This is a genomic window from Bartonella sp. MM73XJBT, from assembly GCF_028618465.1.
Taxonomy (GTDB): Bacteria; Pseudomonadota; Alphaproteobacteria; order Rhizobiales; family Rhizobiaceae; genus Bartonella.
The window spans coordinates 7,574-24,219 of record NZ_JAQISY010000020.1 but is presented as its reverse complement, the minus strand read 5'-3'; the positions used below and the strand labels follow the sequence as shown (position 1 = coordinate 24,219).

The window sequence follows — 16,646 nt, the reverse complement described above, 5'->3', positions numbered from 1 at the left end:
AACGTCCAGCCCCCACACGATTAACCCCTTTTTCGTACTTTTGGATTTGTTGGAAACTGACTCCCAAATGGCACCCCAATGCTTTTTGCGAAAGCCCCATCATCCTTCTTCTGCAACGGATTTTTTTACCTACAGAAATATCATTAATATGTGGATTTTTCACTTAGCTTTCCCCTCCACCGGTTGCGAGCGCCCTCGCATTGGTATTCCGGGAGTAACAAGTACTGAGTTCAGTCAGCCTTTTGCTTTTAGTGCTGGAAAGCACCTGGACATAGCAAAAGCTCCCGGAATCCGGGAGATACCAGCAAAGTGGTATCAATTTTTATATACTGAACTTAGGGCTTGTTTTCCCTATTGATCGTCGCGTATACGACCAAAATCATCTCATTAGTAAAGTAATTTCAAGAAATTGGCAATAAAGATGAAAAGATTTTTTTTATATTAAAAATCATGCTCTGAAACTCTTCAAAGAGTTAAAAAACATATCTCATAAATCAAGTTTTTACGTTATGATCTTAAGGATGTATCAAAATCGATTTATAAGATGAAAAATGACCATTGGACAGATAGCTCAAAACACACGTTTTTAATTTGTTCATTCCTTCCACCGGTTGCGAGCGCCCTCGCATTGGTATTCCGGGAGTCAAAATACTGAGTTCAGTCAGTTTTTTTGCTTTTAGTGCTGGAAAGCACCTGGACATTGCAAAAACTCCCGGAACCCCGGGATACCCACAAAGTGGGTTAATCTTATGTATCGAGTGCTTGGGTTTTCAACTCCCCTCTTGACCGCTGCGTAAACGATCAAAACACAGACCAATCAATAGAATAATTTCAGAAGATTGGCAATAAAAATGATTTTATGAGCTGTCCCAAAAAATTTTAAGAGGGAGAAAAGCTTTTAAACCTTTCATTCAATCGGATATCGATAAACAATTCGAACACCAACTGATAAATGAGCGCCGTCTGATGAAAAACTTTAAGCTTTGAGCAATATTTTACAGTTTTCATTCGCAAAGCTCCTCAAAACGCATCTGCTAGCGGCATAGTCGCTCTGTGCTTGAGCCACACATCTGCGCCAACGCTCTGCAATAAAGAGTGAATTAACCGCTCTTTCCCATACCCCAACATACATCCAAGCACTCCCCCAGCTTCCAAAATTTTCCCAACAGTTTGGAATAAAAGCCACAACAACACCCTCGTTAAACCTCAAGCATGGTAAAAGCTCTGTTCAACCATCACGCAAAATGGGACACATTATTCAATGAACCAGACCAGCCACAAAATCTTAACAAAAGGCACCCCAAAACATTCGCATGCTCGCCTCATAGCAATAAACATCAGAAGCTTTAAAACTTTTCTCACTGTTTTGCTCTTCTCTTTCAGAGCATAAAAAATGCCCCCGCCTTGACAAGAAAAAGATTTTTTGTTAGAAGCGCTGCATATTTCTTGCAATTTCACTTATTCGTTGTGTGAATGAAATGTGTTAATGCGTACCTTTATTTTAAAGGTGCGTTTTTCTTTTGTGATCATAGTGAAAAAGTGTGTCATGTGATGCAATGGCACAATCACAATATGGTGGATGTTGGTTAGTCCTCAGTATTGGAGTATAGGGTAGTATACTGTAGTATTGATGTTGTAATATTGGAATTGTGACATTGCTTTGCATAAATAACTATAAACGGTGAGTATGATGAAAATTAAAAATTCACTTAAAGCATTAAGGGAGCGCCACCGTAACAATCGTTTGGTGCGTCGCAAAGGTCGTGTTTATATCCTCAATAAAACGAACCCACGTTTTAGAGCACGTCAAGGTTAATGGTTTTATGCCTGCTTTTTGTGGGCATAAAACCTTTTTTCCTCTTGAAAATTTGGCTTACAAGTCCGTTGTTTGATGTTATAGATTCATTATTTGGTAATGTATCGTTTGGGGGCTTGTTTTGATGATTTTTTGGATCTTTTTAAAAGCTCTAGGTTTGCGTTTTTTTTGTATTTCCCAACGTTTTTTTTTCATTTTTATCGTCAACTTTTGTTTTCTTTCCGTTAGCTATGGACAAAATCCTCCTTCTCTTCCTGAAGAAGGGCGCTCTCCACAAATGCTTTTACCACTGGAAGATCTCATACCGGGTTCTCCTCCTTCAACACCAACAGCCCCTGATTCTGATTCGTCAGCCACTCTTCTTGAAGAATTTGACACAAATCTCCCCTCTAGCGCAGAGAGAGAAAAACAGCGTAAAGAAGCGGAAGTTTTACGTCTTCTCAAAGAGTTGAAGTTTTGTGCAAATGTGAGTGAGGCGAAAAAGCTCAGTAGGCAACTTCAACATTTATGGTCTCAATCAGGAAGCGAGACGATTGATCTTTTAATGTCATGGGCTGAAAATGCTATCAATGCCGACGATTACGGTCTTGCTCTTGATTACATTGATAATGCGCTTGCGCTTTTACCGAACTATGCCGAAGCTTGGATAAGACGTGCATGGATTCATATTCAACTAAGCGATTTCAAACTAGCCATGCTTGACCTGCACCATGCACTAGACCTTGAACCGCGCAATTACATGGCATTTTTTGAACTTGGAGTTACCATGGAAGCGACAGAACGTCCCAAACTTGCCATAAAAGCCTACGAAAAAGCGCTCGAATACTATCCACAAATGCAAAGACTTCAAGAACGCATTGAAACGCTTTTAGACGAACAAACACCACAACCCCTTTAAAACGTCTCCCCATTCATGAAAGTGGGGCTCTTCTATTGGGGCTTCCAAGCGATAGGCTTTCTCCCACCGCATCACTGCACACTCCCTGTTTGACCTCCAACATATTGCAGACCTTAAAGTGCACCATTGACAGTTCATTGCCTAAACTTGGCAGGCATCATGCAAACGACAAAGCATCCACCCCCCAACATTCACCACACTCAACACATTCTGCGCATCCACCACGTCCCTCACACCCAACGCATCCCTTTCCAAAGAGATTGCATAGAAATCATTTTATATCTAGCAGAAGATCTCAAACTGTTTTATAGTAAAGGGGGTGTTCTGCACTTCTCGACAGGAAATAACGTATTCCTGAGACCTTAGTGATCTCCAAGGGAGCTGTCCCTGATAAAGCCCGTGGGCTTTTTCATATGGCGCCCACCTATTTTTTAGGTTCCCGGGGTCAACTTTTTCCATCGGCTGTTGTGGATCACCTTTTTTACATCCATGAAATAACCTTTTTGCATCCATAAAATGAATTGTTCTTGCTCTTTTTCCCAAGAAGCAAGTTTTTATGGTATGTTTTAAAAATCTCATGGGGCATTTGGGGGATAAGAGAACTTTATTTTGTTGCCTTTGCCCTAGATATAACGCCCTCTATAGAATGATTGACACAAGAATGACACAAAGCATCAATCCCTCACAATCTTCAGCATTCATTCGTACACAGCTACGCAAAATTGGTTTATCGAAGCGCGCTGCTCTTTCTGCACCAGCGCGCGCGGCTTTTTCGCAGCAAGCCTGCACCCATGTGCTTCGCCATCTTGAAGAACAGGGGCAAGATTTTTCACGCCTGATTTTGGCAGGCTATTGGCCAATCAAATCGGAAATTGATCCTCGTCCTTTACTTCATGCGATAACATTACGTGGTGGCTATTTATCATTACCAGCAGTGCTTGATTCCACCACGATGGAATTTCGTGCTTATTCCCAAAATACCATATTAGAGCCGATGCGCTTTGGCACCTTGGGTCCAGGAAGAGAAAATGCTGTTATTGTTCCAAACCTTATTCTTGTTCCCCTTTCTGCGTTTGACAATCACTGTCACCGTCTTGGCTATGGAGGGGGCTATTATGATCGTGCCGTTGAAGTCTTGAAAAAACAAGGGCATCAAGTTAGGCTGTTAGGTTTAGGTTTTTCATGTCAAGAAGTTGAATCCATTCCCTCAGAAGAGCATGACCTTGTTGTAGAGGGAATTTTTACAGAAAAAGGTTTATTAAAAGGCTAAAATGTGATTAAAACGCCTATGCGTTTTTTATTTTTGGGTGACATTGTCGGAAAAACGGGCTGTCAGGCTGTTTTTGAAAAGCTTCCACAACTGATTGAGAAGTGGCAGCTTGATTTTGTTGTGGTGAATGGTGAAAATGCCTCTGATGGTTTTGGTATTAGGCAAGAGACTTATCAAGACCTTCTCATGGCGGGAGTTGACGTTGTGACCACAGGCAACCATGCTTTTTCATGCCACGAAACATTACATTATGCACATGAGAGCGATCGTTTTTTGCGTCCTGCTAATTTTATAGAGGAAACTCCTGGAAGAGGCGCTGGTATTTTTACCGCCAAGAATGGAGCGCGTGTACTTGTTGCCAATCTTTTGGGCAGTATTTTTATGCCATGCAAGGTACATGATCCCTTTGAAACAGCTGAAAAGATTTTGTTTGCTTGCTCTTTGATGGACCAAGCAGATGCGATTATTTTTGACTTTCACGCCGAAACCACCAGTGAAAAACAATGTTTTGGGCATTTTCTTGATGGTCGTGTAAGCGTTATTGTAGGAACGCATACCCATGTTCCCACGGCTGACGCTCAGATATTAGAAGGCGGCAGTGCTTATTTATCGGATGCTGGAATGTGCGGAGATTATAATTCCTCGATAGGAATGGAGAAGGAAGAGCCTTTACACCGCTTTCTTTATAAGCAAAAGCAAGATCGTTTTGAACCAGCGCGTGGTCCTGCCACTCTTTGCGGTTTAGCAGTTGAACTTTCAGACCACACAGGTTTAGCAGAAAAGGTTTCGGCAGTACGGATTGGTCCTCTTTTAAAACCTGAGATTCCAGTTTTTTGGTAATACTGTTTGCTGATTTTGCACAATGTGCTCTTACGCTTCTTTGCTTTCAGCCCTCTAGAAACCTCACTCCCCCAAGCACCTCCACTCCCAAGCACTTTGGTCCCAAAACAGCTTCATCTCCAAGAGTCGCCTCCAAAACCTTCTCCAAATACCCACTAAGAACCTTCCCAAAAGAGCCTCTAAGAGGAAAACATCAAAATCCCCATGTCCTCCAACACTCTCAAAGAAGTTGCCCAAAGAGCTGCTAGGAAAAACTAATCAGCGGATATTCTTTAAAGCCAACCCGAAAGAAGGCAGAAAGGAATAAATGCCGGAAAATGCCCCATCAGTCTATTGTGCTCCCCAAGCAACTCCACTCCCAAAAACCCCACTCCTAAAACAAACCACCATCGAAATGCTTCCTCAGGCGCCACCCGCAAAGACTCACAAAAAAGCCCCCCTCTCCAAGAGAGAGCCACTCAAAATCTCCACAGCTCCCCCCCCCAATACCTTAGAGAAAGCTGCTAGGCAAAACTAATCAGCGGATATTCTTTAAAGCCAACCCAAAAGAAGGCAGAAAGGAATAAATGCCGGAAAATGCCCCATCAGTCTATTGTGCTCCCCAAGCAACTCCATCTCAAGAAACTTCGTCCCCAAGCACCTCCACTCCCAGGCACTTTGGTCCCAAAACAGCTTCATCTCCAAGAGTCGCCTCCAAAACCTTCTCCAAATACCCACCAAGAACCTTCCCAAAAGAGCCTCTAAGAGGAAAACATCAAAATCCCCATGTCCTCCAACACTCTCAAAGAAGTTGCCCAAAGAGCTGCTAGGAAAAACTAATCAGCGGATATTCTTTAAAGCCAACCCGAAAGAAGGCAGAAAGGAATAAATGCCGGAAAATGCCCCATCAGTCTATTGTGCTCCCCAAGCAACTCCATCTCAAGAAACTTCGTCCCCAAGCACCTCCACTCCCAGGCACTTTGGTCCCAAAACAGCTTCATCTCCAAGAGTCGCCTCCAAAACCTTCTCCAAATACCCACCAAGAACCTTCCCAAAAGAGCCTCTAAGAGGAAAACATCAAAATCCCCATGTCCTCCAACACTCTCAAAGAAGTTGCCCAAAGAGCTGCTAGGAAAAACTAATCAGCGGATATTCTTTAAAGCCAACCCGAAAGAAGGCAGAAAGGAATAAATGCCGGAAAATGCCCCATCAGTCTATTGTGCTCCCCAAGCAACTCCATCTCAAGAAACTTCGTCCCCAAATGAGCCACCATCGAAATGATTCCTGCCATCTCTAAAGAGCTGCAAAAAAGCGCTCCCAAAATCCCCTTTAAAGAGGAGACACTTCTATAAGAGCACAGAACAATTCAAAAGCGTGACTCCCCCCTACAGGGTATTAAACTGTGATGCGTTGAATGGTAGCACCACATTGGGCTAATTTTTCTTCCAGTCTCTCAAATCCGCGATCAAGATGGTAGACACGGTTGACAATTGTTTCTCCCTTTGCTGCCAAAGCAGCAATAACAAGAGAAACAGAAGCGCGCAAATCGGTAGCCATAACAGGTGCGCCTTGCAGGTTTTCTGTTCCATAAACGGTTGCAATCTGCCCATTGAGTTTTATCTGAGCGCCCAAACGGTTGAGTTCCTGAACATGCATAAAACGATTTTCGAAAATTGTTTCGGTAATATGGGCCATTCCCTGAGCTCTTGTCATGAGAGCCATGAACTGAGCTTGGAGATCGGTTGGAAAAGCAGGATAAGGACCAGTTTTGATATCAACGGGGGTTATTTTTGTGTGCCGTGGGTCTCGTTTCACGTGAATTCCTTGTGGTTCTATTTGAATATCGAGTCCAGTTTTTTGGAGAACACCCAGCACGTGGGTGAGATGATTAGGGTTGGCATTTTTAAGAAACACATCGCCCCCTGTCATAGCCACAGCCATAGCGTATGTTCCGGCTTCGATTCGATCAGCAATGACACGTACTCTTGCACCGTGTAGTTTTTTAACACCCTCGATAGTGAGTGTTGGGGTTCCCTCACCGAGTATTTTTGCACCCATTGCGTTGAGGGTACGAATAAGATTTGCGACTTCTGGTTCACAAGCAGCATTCTCGAGGGTTGTTTTTCCCTTTGCCATTGTTGCAGCCATAAGCATCACATGCGTTCCCCCGACAGTGACCTTAGGAAAACAGTAGTGAGCCCCTTGTAATCTCCTTGGCGCTTTAGCATGGACATAACCATTTTCGATAGCAATATGGGCTCCTAAAGTTTTGAGTCCCTCGAGAATAAAATCGACGGGTCTTGTCCCAATAGCACATCCACCAGGCAGAGAGACACAAGCTTCTTTGCATCGCGCCAGCAGAGGGCCGATCACCCAAAAGCTTGCGCGCATTTTTTTCACCAATTCGTATGGAGCCCGTGTTGTTGCTATTTTTTGAGCGGTAAAATGGATCGTTCTTGAATCGATACAATCCCTTTTGGCATCTTGTCCATCGACAGCATAGCCAACACCATGATTATTCAGAATACGAATAAGCAATTCGACATCAGCCAGATGGGGAATATTCTCTAGAGTGAGGGTTTGTTCAGTAAGCAGAGAGGCAATCATCAAAGGCAATGCAGCATTTTTTGCCCCTGAGATAGGAATAGTCCCTTTAAGTTTTTTTCCGCCAACAATTTGAATAGCGTCCATAGTTTTTTCCCTTTTTCCCTTTGTGTTTCCCCTTCCAAAGGTTTTACCCCCTTGAGAAGTTATTTTATTGTGATTTCACAATGAAACCGATGATCTTATCAGACATCTCAAATATTAGAACGAAACATTGAGAGGTTTGGTTGCAAAGGCGCGTCAAGAGGCATTTTTTATATCTCTGTTTGTGCTCTTTTTCGACTTTGCTCTTTTCGGCGTTTTAGGTTTTGGCGCAATTGTTGAGCTAATCTTTCTTGGCGTTTTTTTTCTTTTTCATCTTTATGATTAATTTCTTGTTGTTTTTGATGCATTTGTACCATTGCACAACCTTTTAAACAGTGTTGAGCTTCTCTCCAAGTAACTCATAACTTTTGTATAGGAAATATATGTCATGACACAAGAAATGTTTTCTTTCAAGAATATACAAATGTTCTCTTGCCTATTTTATGACAATATGGCACAAGACAGCGCGAAGATTGCAAAGGGCTGCGGTAGCTCAGTGGTAGAGCACTCCCTTGGTAAGGGAGAGGTCGAGAGTTCAATCCTCTCTCGCAGCACCATACAAACAGTATTATGCACAATATTCTTCTCTCTACCCCCAAAAAGCGCTGTTATAAACAGCGCAGTTTTTGAACTCTAGCAGTCTTACCACACCTGGTGATTCTATTGTTAAGGCAATTTTTCATATTGCCAAAGCTAAACCGCTCTTCTTCTTGCCCACGGCTCATTCACCACAGCGAGACTTCCCCAAACATCTCCCCAACCAAGCATATCCTCCATAGGGCTCCCTCAAGCAGACATTCTCCCCTCAATAGCTCGCAAAACTTTTCCATCAAAATACTCCTCCCCAAGCCTTGCTCATATTGGTAAATCCCCATCCCACATTTCTCATTCCCTTCTCCCATACACCCATTCTCCCCCACAAAACATCACACCAAGCCTGCTTGTCACCAACAACCACACAGCACAAAACTAATGCCGCGCGCACATTCACCACCCACAGCAAAAACTTACAAACGATATTGTTTACAGACTTAAAATATTGGTGCTCCAACACCTCTACATTCCTCCCACCAACCCTCAACCCTTGCAGTCCTCAGCGCCTATACACTCACTGGACCTTCTCCCCATGGTTCACAAGGGAACCTCCTCTCCCCATAAAAAACATCTCTTTCCTCAGCATCCCCCAAAGCGCTCACACCAAAATACCTATAGAAAAATCTCCCTGATAGCTTTCTCGCAAGAGGCTGAGCTCTCCTTAAACCACCTACTGCTTAGCCATAAAACACCAAACCTCCCTGATCACCAACAACCACACAACACAAAACTGATGCTGTTCACGCATCCACCACCCCCATAAAAACTAACTAGCGTTTTTTATTGCTCCCCCCTCAATAAAATCCTCCCGCATCCCGCAATGAAACTCCCCTGTAAGCATTCCCCCCTAAACACTGGGGAAATGCCTCCATCAGCACATTTACCCCCCACAGCTTTTCATGTCCCCCATCCTCACATTTGCAAACACCACACCCTCCACGCACCATGCTCCACCACACCCTCCATGTCCCACATATTCTCCCCCACAAAACATCACACCAAGCCTGCTTGTCACCAACAACCACACAACACAAAACTAATGCCGCGCGCACATTCACCACCCACAGCAAAAACTTACACAGACTTAAAATATTGGCGCCCCAACACCTCTACATTTCTCCCTCCAGCCCTCAACCCTTGCAGTCCTCAGCGCCTATACACTCACTGGACCTTCTCCCCATGGTTCACAAGGGAACCTCCTCTCCCCATAAAAAACATCTCTTTCCTCAGCATAGCCCAAAGGAACTCCAGTTCCCTTTGCACATTTTACACCTATGCGCGCACAGCCCAGCTTTTCCTTTACGCCCCTTCGGCAGCTCCCATTCCACCTTACAGTTATGCAGTGAGAATATTTTCCATTCTAATACCCCTTGTTGCGACAGATTTAATGTGCTGGACCATCATCTCCAAAGCTTCATTAAAACGGCGAATTTCACTTTCCAGCTTGCGAATATACACTTCATCACGATAAGCACGCTTAATGAGAGGCGGCATATCCGGCCAATAGAGCATCAAATCCACCCATTCCCGTTGCGCAATCCATAATCCTCCCTGACACTGTGCTTTATGTTCTTCTGGAAAACCCCTTTGAGTGTAATGAGGAATAAGGATTTCAGGTTTTTTTGTTTTAATTTCCAACAATCCATTTTTTCCCACAAATGCATCGGGAGAAAAGCCTTTCATACGATCATCGGCGAGAACAAATCCCACACATTCAGGCTCTGTATGGGTGAGTGTTGCATAAAGTTTTCGAGCATTTGGTTCTAATTCTGTTCCGCGTCGCATAGAGAGCGTAGTTCCCTCCTCAACGGTTTTTCCAGTAATTCTTTCTCCCGCAAGTTTCATCATAACGGAGTGATAACGTGAAGTTTTTTGCCCCTGTTTTTTTTGTGCCATCACCATTTCAAACAAAGAAGCTGTGATCAACCCATTGCGTGCCTGCTGCCATTGTTCTGTTCCCTGAATACAATCAATAAGAATTGGCATAGTATTCTCCCCCTTTTCTAAGTCCCTTTTTTTACAAACATTGTCTTTGAGCAATTTTTTGATAAAGCCCCCTCACATTTGCAAACACCACACCCTCCACGCACCATGCTCCACCACACCCTCCATGTCGCACATATTCTCCCCCACAAAACATCACAGCAAGCCTCCCTGGTCACCAACAACCACACAACACAAAACTAATGCCGCGTGCACATTCACCACCCACAGCAAAAACTTGCACAGACTTAAAATATTGGTGCTCCAACACCTCTACATTCCTCCCACCAGCCCTCAACCCTTGCAGTCCTCAGCGCCTATACACTCACTGGACCTTCTCCCCATGGTTCACAAGGGAACCTCCTCTCCCCATAAAAAACATCTCTTTCCTCAGCATCCCCCAAAGCGCTCACACCAAAATACCTATAGAAAAATCTCCCTGATAGCTTTCTCGCAAGAGGCTGAGCTCTCCTTAAACCACCTACTGCTTAGCCATAAAACACCAAACCTCCCTGATCACCAACAACCACACAACACAAAACTGATGCTGTTCACGCATCCACCACCCCCATAAAAACTAACTAGCGTTTTTTATTGCTCCCCCCTCAATAAAATCCTCCCGCATCCCGCAATGAAACTCCCCTGTAAGCATTCCCCCCTAAACACTGGGGAAATGCCTCCATCAGCACATTTACCCCCCACAGCTTTTCATGTCCCCCTCCTCACATTTGCAAACACCACACCCTCCACGCACCATGCTCCACCACACCCTCCATGTCCCTCATGTATTCTCCCCCACAAAACATCACACCAAGCCTGCTTGTCACCAACAACCACACAACACAAAACTAATGCCGCGTGCACATTCACCACCCACAGCAAAAACTTGCACAGACTTAAAATATTGGTGCTCCAACACCTCTACATTCCTCCCACCAGCCCTCAACCCTTGCAGTCCTCAGCGCCTATACACTCACTGGACCTTCTCCCCATGGTTCACAAGGGAACCTCCTCTCCCCATAAAAAACATCTCTTTCCTCAGCATCCCCCAAAGCGCTCACACCAAAATACCTATAGAAAAATCTCCCTGATAGCTTTCTCGCAAGAGGCTGAGCTCTCCTTAAACCACCTACTGCTTAGCCATAAAACACCAAACCCATAGCCACGACACAGCCCTGCAGCATTTTGACGTTTCAAACGAATGTTCCCATCGAAAAAACGCTTAAAGGCTGTGTCCTTTCTCTTTATTGGCGACCTCTCTCAATCATGCTGTTGCACGATGCAAAAATCATCTCGGCAATATTTTTCCGCCAAATTTTTTGCCACACACGCAGCAGCCTTTCGTGATATAAAAAGGACAGCGTTATGTTTTTGTGGTTCAAGCCTGATGATATTTTGGGTATTTCCAGCGTAGTAAAGTGGAAAGCCCCGATAAAAAGTTTTAAGATAACTTGCCATGGTTTCTTACCACCAGTAATCGTTCAAAACATCACAAGGACGCAAGCGATGCTGTTTTTCATAAGAACCATAGAGATTATCTTCATAATCACGCGCAACATTTTCATTGAGACAAGTATGATAGGCCTCACTATTAAGAATAAAAGGCTGAATTTGACTATTTTGTTCATCAATTTCATGATTTATAATATAGATATCGGCAAGTTGTTCACTGATATCCTCGGCCTGAAGTCTGGTAAGATCGAGACGCAAGACTCTATGAACAGTTTCATATTCTTCCAGAATTTCGAGCACTTCTTCGATTTGCTCGAATGGCCCTTCATAGGTATCCCCCTTTTCATCTTCACAGAGAATAATGAGTATTTCATCCTCTTTAACGAATGGCACATTTTTCATAATTTCCCCCCTTTCGATAGTTGATAAAGACCAGCTTTGTCTTGACAAGGCTGAATATAGCGTTACTCTTATATCCTCTATGGGGGATATGTCAAACTATTTTATCCTTAATAAAAGATATATTTTCATCTTTACGAGGTTCAAAGGACATACGCAAACACCACTTATTCACTCTTTCCCAGCCGATGTCCCAGCTGTTGTACCTGCTGTTATCCTTGTATTGTTCTCTATTTGTTCTTACCCAATCCCAACATCAGCAGACAGGAGAGCTAAAAATGAGTGATTTAGAATTGATCCAATACTGGCACAGTCTTGATTCAAAGACACGGAAAGAGCTTATTTTGATGCTCCGGCATTTGGTCGACGCAAAAGAGTCAAAATTGCCTGTCTCTCCTCGGAAGAAAGCTTTGAAATAAGCTCGATAAATTCTTTATCTTCAGAACTTGCGCCCTGACCATAGAGGATATAATTCATACTGATATTAATTTCGTGACAAATTCGCGAGAGAGATTCGATTGTTGGTTCTTTTCCCTCAGTAAGGATTGAATGGAGATATCCAGCCCCTTTACCGGCTGCGAGGGAAATTGATCTTTTTGAGCGTCCACTTTTTTCAAGTACAGCACTTAATCTCTGCCGCCAACCATTGATATTCATAGTCTCACCATATAGCGCGTTCTTTTTAAAAAACACGTCCTTTTTGTAAAACGAGCTTGCATTATCCTCCAAAAAGGATAAAATTAAGGAAAAAATTTTATTTTAGGGGAGATAAAATTCATTTTCGGGTCGAAAGAGCACTTTATCACCCCACAGGATGGAAAAAGGCGCCCCCGCAAGCCCATTTATTGAGAATATATTGTCTTATTTATCGTTTGCTCTCTACGCAATCTCAAACAGTCAAGTTGCAAGAGATTTGGCGCACGGACCCTTTTTTTTAGACTTCATCAAGGAACTCCTAAAGCAGCGTCATTAAACGAGACAAACCGCAATAAAACTGTACTCCTTCGACTCAAACATAAACATTTTAATCGGATGCCAACGAACAGATAAAAATCCCATAGATGCATAAACACACTATTTCCAGTTTGATTTAAGAATAGAAACATGAAAAAAGAAGCAAGGAGATTGAAGCATGAAACATGCCCATCACCAAGAAACTCCTCATTATGAATCGTCTAGACTTCCTTATGTTTGTTGGTATCAGAATGATTTTCTAGGGGGGGTACGTGGCATGCGAGCCCACGAAATTGGAATTTATACAATTCTTCTTAACGAAATGTATGCCCGCGGTCGCCCTCTAGAGTTATCGGTAGAACGTTTAGCGCGTCTTTGTGGCTGTGACAAGCGAACTTTTATGAATGTTTTAGAAATGCTCATAGAAGAGGGAAAGATTTTAAACTTAGCGAATGGTTTATGGAACAAGCGTTGTGAGACTGTTTTTCAAGAGCGCGAAAAATTGCTTGAGCAAAAATCCTTTGCGGGGCACTGTTCGGCAAAAAAACGCAAGCAAATCAATGCTGAGTTTGCACATCTGCGGAAAGGTTGTGCAAGAGATGATGAACAAAATTCAAAAGCTCAGAACAGAGAAGAAAAGGAAACACCTTACGGTGTTTCAGAAAAGAAATTTTTGTTGATCACAGCAAAAGAGGAGAGAGCAGAGGAGAAAGCATGTAGCAGGGTTAATTCCTTTCCAATATCGAGCGAAACTTCTCTCCCCCTCAAGCAGCAAGATGCAACGGAGAATTTTGCCACACTACCGGCAGACATGCAAAGCACTCCCCATTCACCAACAAGCTGCGACACCTCATCCTTACAGAAGAACCCCACCACCTCTCTCATAAACCACACTAGCTCCACAACAAGCGCCGCATTCTCCCCCAAAACGACCATTCTCGATACAAGCAGCCAAATCCTTACCCCACCAGAAGACACACAAAGCTCTAGGCGGTCCTCCTCAAAAAACCGTAGTCCTCTGACATCCATGCAGGAGGACCACACCACCACGAGCAACGTCCCCCCACCCCCCATCTCCTGCGCTCCAGTCATTTCCACAACCGACACCTCCAATACACGCAGCAAAGCCAAAAGCAGCACAGCACTCCCCAAAGGACACCGTCTTCCCAGTGATTGGCAAGCAGACATTGATGCGGCGATTGTAGAAGGTTTGAGTGAAGAGCAAGCGCGCTGGCAAGAAAAGAAATTTCGCGATTATTGGCATGCCAAAAGCGGCAAAGACGCGCTTAAAGTGGATTGGCAAGCCACATGGCGCAACTGGTTTCGCCGCGAGATTGAACGGATAAAAGAACATCAAGAAAGGCTTGCCATTTTTTCTTCTCACAGCCGCCCATCACAGCCCAATAAGGAAAATGAAGCCCTTTACCGCAGTCTTATCAACTACCATGCCAACGAACATGAGCATAATTTTTAAACAATTTTTTTGATTTCGGAAGAAGGAGAGCAAACCGGAGGCGCCCGATAACCTCTGTTTTCCACCTCTATTGAGTGCATTTTCTTTTTTCTTTGCCAACCAAGATACAACGAAGAATTTTGCCACGCTACCAGCAGACATACAAAGTCATTCACCAGCAAAGCTTAACCCTACAAACTTTCAGCAGGAACCTGCCCACATGAGCAACGCCCCCTCTTCCACAAACCACACTCCGAACACGCACAACCAAAGCCTTACCCCACTGGCAGACAAGCAAATCTCTAGACACGCCCCAGAAAACCTCAACCACCCTACAAACTTGCGCACAAACACAAACCACGCCCCAGCGACCACTCATGATACCGACTCTCCTATGATTCACCTTCCCCACACGGACAATCAAACCAACAGCCTTGCCTCCACCACCACGGACAACGCGCCCTCTTCCACAATTCCAACCGCCACCACAGGTAATCAAACCCAAAACCTTGCCTCTTTCACCACGAGCGACATCGTTCCCACAAACCACACGCCCCACACAGGCAGCCAAAATCATACCCCACCAACAAACACGCAAAACTCTAAGCATTCACCAGAAAGCCTCAACAACCCTACAAGCTTTCAGGAGGAACCTGCCCACATGAGCAATACCTTCTCTCTCACAAACCATAATCCGGACATGCACAACCAAAGCCTTGGCATACCAACAAACACGCAAAGCTCTCATCATGCCCCAACAAATCTCAACAATTCTACAGGTGTGCAAGAGAAGACAAACCACACCTCCACCATGCCACATACCCTCTTCCACAAACATTGCCTTCAACACGCGCAAACAAGTTCAAAGCTGCGTGATCATACCCAAAGGACGATGTCTTCCAAGCGATTGTCAAGCAAACATTGGTGCAGCAATTTTGCAAGGTTTGAACCAAAAATAAGCCCAATAGCAAAACGCCGTATCTCCCTTGAGCTTTTAAAAAGCACTCTCGCATAGAAGAAAAAATTTCGTAATCCTTGGCATGCCAAAAGCAGCAAAGAAGCGCTTAAAGGCGATGGGGAAGCTCCATGGAGAACAGCGGATAAAAGAACATCAAAAACCCCTTGTCATTTTTTCTTCTCACGGGTCAAGCACCCAACAATGAAAATGATACCCTTAAAACCTTATCAAGTACCACAGACATCCCTATGAGCACAATTTTTGATATAAAACAGCAGCTTATCTCACAAGCAGGCACGATAGTAGAAATGCTTCTCCCCAAGGGGCGCAGACGAGGCAATGATTGGATTGTAGGCAACACCCGTGGTGAGGCTGGCCAAAGTTTATCGGTGTGCTTAAGCGGCAGTAAAGCGGGTCTTTGGTATGACTTTGCAGAAGGCAGAGGAGGAGACCTGTTAGATCTTTGGTGTGAAGTCAAAGGACTAAGTCTTTCACAAGCGTTAGAAGAAGCCCGCGCCTTTCTCAACCTTACGCGTCCCAAACCTTTTATGGCACCGCACCGTTCCTATCGTCGTCCACCCGCCCCCCCATGCGGCACACCACAAAATTTAGTCAAAACTTACCTCAACAAAGAACGCGGTATTCCCCTAGAGATTTTAAAGCGTTACCGCATAGGAGAAGACGGTGAAAAAATCATTTTCCCCTTTTATAAGCCTGATGGCACCCTTGCCTTAGTGAAAGAACGTCTGGCACAAGCAGGAGCAAAAACCAAACCAACAGCAGCCCAATGTGAAGCTATTTTATTTGGCTGGCAAGCACTTTACCCCACAAACCACACACCCCACACAGGCAGCCAAAATCATACCCCACCAGCAGACACGCAAAGCTCAGGGCATTCACCAACAAACCCCAACACCGCCACACCCATACAGGAGGGCAACACCCCCACAGCCACAACCTCTTCTGTAATGAACCGCACTCCTAATACACAAAACCATCCCCAAAACCTTGCCTCTTTCACCACGGGCGACCTCGTTCCCACAAACCACACGCCCCATACAGGCAGCCAAAATCATACCCCACCAGCAGACATACAAAGTCATTTACCAGCAAAGCTTAACCCTACAAACTTGCAGAAAGACACCACCACGACGAACACCTTTCTCACGGATCATACTCCAAATGCGCACAACCACACCATCTCCCCAACAGGCGATGCATTTTCCACCACAACACACAGCTACACCAGCAGTAAAACCCAAAACCTTGCCCCACCAACAAGCCTCAACAACTCCACAAACTTGCAGGAGGACAATACCAACACGAGCAAAACCACCGCTACAACAGACCACGCCTCAAACA

Annotated in this window: 17 protein-coding genes, 1 tRNA gene, 1 other RNA gene and 2 pseudogenes; 8 read left to right on the top strand and 13 right to left on the bottom strand. The window is 44.4% G+C overall.

Annotated features, from left to right (window positions below; translation table 11 throughout):
- Positions 1-265 (bottom strand): annotated as a pseudogene (locus tag PVV69_RS07035) (helix-turn-helix domain-containing protein); the annotation flags it as partial.
- 1,425 nt (positions 266-1,690) lie between these two features.
- On the opposite strand from PVV69_RS07035, the gene ykgO reads away from it, so the two are divergent.
- The 5 genes from ykgO (at position 1,691) to PVV69_RS07010 (ending at position 4,824) form a co-directional block, all read left to right on the top strand.
- Entirely contained in the window at positions 1,691-1,816 is a 126-nt protein-coding gene (gene ykgO / locus PVV69_RS07030) for a type B 50S ribosomal protein L36 (RefSeq protein WP_011181208.1), read from the top strand.
- A gap of 124 nt (positions 1,817-1,940) precedes the next feature.
- Positions 1,941-2,714 (top strand): M48 family metallopeptidase, encoded by a 774-nt coding sequence (locus PVV69_RS07025; RefSeq protein WP_273756979.1) that lies wholly within the window; start codon positions 1,941-1,943, stop codon positions 2,712-2,714.
- Between the two features lie 318 nt (positions 2,715-3,032).
- A non-coding RNA gene (gene ssrS / locus PVV69_RS07020) (6S RNA) lies at positions 3,033-3,192 on the top strand.
- 183 nt (positions 3,193-3,375) lie between these two features.
- Entirely contained in the window at positions 3,376-3,984 is a 609-nt protein-coding gene (locus PVV69_RS07015) for a 5-formyltetrahydrofolate cyclo-ligase (protein ID WP_273756978.1), read from the top strand.
- Between the two features lie 18 nt (positions 3,985-4,002).
- Entirely contained in the window at positions 4,003-4,824 is an 822-nt protein-coding gene (locus tag PVV69_RS07010; RefSeq protein ID WP_273721624.1) for a TIGR00282 family metallophosphoesterase, read from the top strand.
- Between the two features lie 272 nt (positions 4,825-5,096).
- Here the strand turns inward: PVV69_RS07010 and PVV69_RS07005 are convergent, their stop codons facing one another.
- From PVV69_RS07005 to PVV69_RS06995, 3 genes are all read right to left on the bottom strand, one after another.
- Positions 5,097-5,282, bottom strand: a complete 186-nt coding sequence (locus PVV69_RS07005; protein ID WP_273756976.1) for a hypothetical protein — start codon at positions 5,280-5,282, stop codon at positions 5,097-5,099.
- A gap of 916 nt (positions 5,283-6,198) precedes the next feature.
- Positions 6,199-7,494, bottom strand: coding sequence for a UDP-N-acetylglucosamine 1-carboxyvinyltransferase (murA, locus tag PVV69_RS07000; protein ID WP_273756975.1), 1,296 nt, complete (start codon positions 7,492-7,494; stop codon positions 6,199-6,201).
- Positions 7,495-7,661: 167 nt separating this feature from the next.
- On the bottom strand, positions 7,662-7,799 hold the full coding sequence (locus tag PVV69_RS06995; RefSeq protein WP_273756980.1) for a hypothetical protein: 138 nt from the start codon (positions 7,797-7,799) through the stop codon (positions 7,662-7,664).
- A gap of 174 nt (positions 7,800-7,973) precedes the next feature.
- Between PVV69_RS06995 and PVV69_RS06990 the strand changes: the two genes are divergently transcribed.
- A tRNA-Thr gene (locus tag PVV69_RS06990) sits at positions 7,974-8,048 on the top strand.
- 272 nt (positions 8,049-8,320) lie between these two features.
- Here PVV69_RS06990 and PVV69_RS06985 read toward each other — a convergent pair.
- The 7 genes from PVV69_RS06985 to PVV69_RS06955 all read right to left on the bottom strand — a co-directional run bounded on the left by PVV69_RS06985 (position 8,321) and on the right by PVV69_RS06955 (position 12,576).
- The gene (locus PVV69_RS06985; RefSeq protein WP_273756974.1) at positions 8,321-8,476 is read right to left on the bottom strand and encodes a hypothetical protein; all 156 of its coding nucleotides are present in this window, start codon (positions 8,474-8,476) and stop codon (positions 8,321-8,323) included.
- 403 nt (positions 8,477-8,879) lie between these two features.
- Complete coding sequence (locus PVV69_RS06980) at positions 8,880-9,137, bottom strand: hypothetical protein (RefSeq protein ID WP_273756973.1); 258 nt, start codon at positions 9,135-9,137, stop codon at positions 8,880-8,882.
- Positions 9,138-9,420: 283 nt separating this feature from the next.
- Entirely contained in the window at positions 9,421-10,071 is a 651-nt protein-coding gene (locus tag PVV69_RS06975) for a lambda exonuclease family protein (RefSeq protein WP_273721692.1), read from the bottom strand.
- 705 nt (positions 10,072-10,776) lie between these two features.
- Entirely contained in the window at positions 10,777-10,932 is a 156-nt protein-coding gene (locus tag PVV69_RS06970) for a hypothetical protein (RefSeq protein WP_273756972.1), read from the bottom strand.
- 396 nt (positions 10,933-11,328) lie between these two features.
- Positions 11,329-11,526 (bottom strand): hypothetical protein, encoded by a 198-nt coding sequence (locus PVV69_RS06965; protein WP_273721690.1) that lies wholly within the window; start codon positions 11,524-11,526, stop codon positions 11,329-11,331.
- Positions 11,527-11,532: 6 nt separating this feature from the next.
- Entirely contained in the window at positions 11,533-11,922 is a 390-nt protein-coding gene (locus PVV69_RS06960) for a hypothetical protein (protein WP_273721689.1), read from the bottom strand.
- 336 nt (positions 11,923-12,258) lie between these two features.
- On the bottom strand, positions 12,259-12,576 hold the full coding sequence (locus PVV69_RS06955; RefSeq protein WP_273756971.1) for an XRE family transcriptional regulator: 318 nt from the start codon (positions 12,574-12,576) through the stop codon (positions 12,259-12,261).
- A 475-nt stretch (positions 12,577-13,051) separates the two neighbouring features.
- Between PVV69_RS06955 and PVV69_RS06950 the strand changes: the two genes are divergently transcribed.
- Positions 13,052-14,347, top strand: coding sequence for a DUF1376 domain-containing protein (locus PVV69_RS06950; RefSeq protein WP_273756970.1), 1,296 nt, complete (start codon positions 13,052-13,054; stop codon positions 14,345-14,347).
- Positions 14,348-14,498: 151 nt separating this feature from the next.
- Here the strand turns inward: PVV69_RS06950 and PVV69_RS06945 are convergent, their stop codons facing one another.
- Positions 14,499-14,936, bottom strand: coding sequence for a hypothetical protein (locus PVV69_RS06945; protein WP_273756969.1), 438 nt, complete (start codon positions 14,934-14,936; stop codon positions 14,499-14,501).
- A complete protein-coding gene (locus PVV69_RS06940; protein ID WP_273756968.1) occupies positions 14,937-15,158 on the bottom strand; it encodes a hypothetical protein in 222 nt (73 codons plus the stop codon).
- 374 nt (positions 15,159-15,532) lie between these two features.
- On the opposite strand from PVV69_RS06940, the pseudogene PVV69_RS06935 reads away from it, so the two are divergent.
- Positions 15,533-16,646 (top strand): annotated as a pseudogene (locus PVV69_RS06935) (bifunctional DNA primase/helicase); the annotation flags it as partial.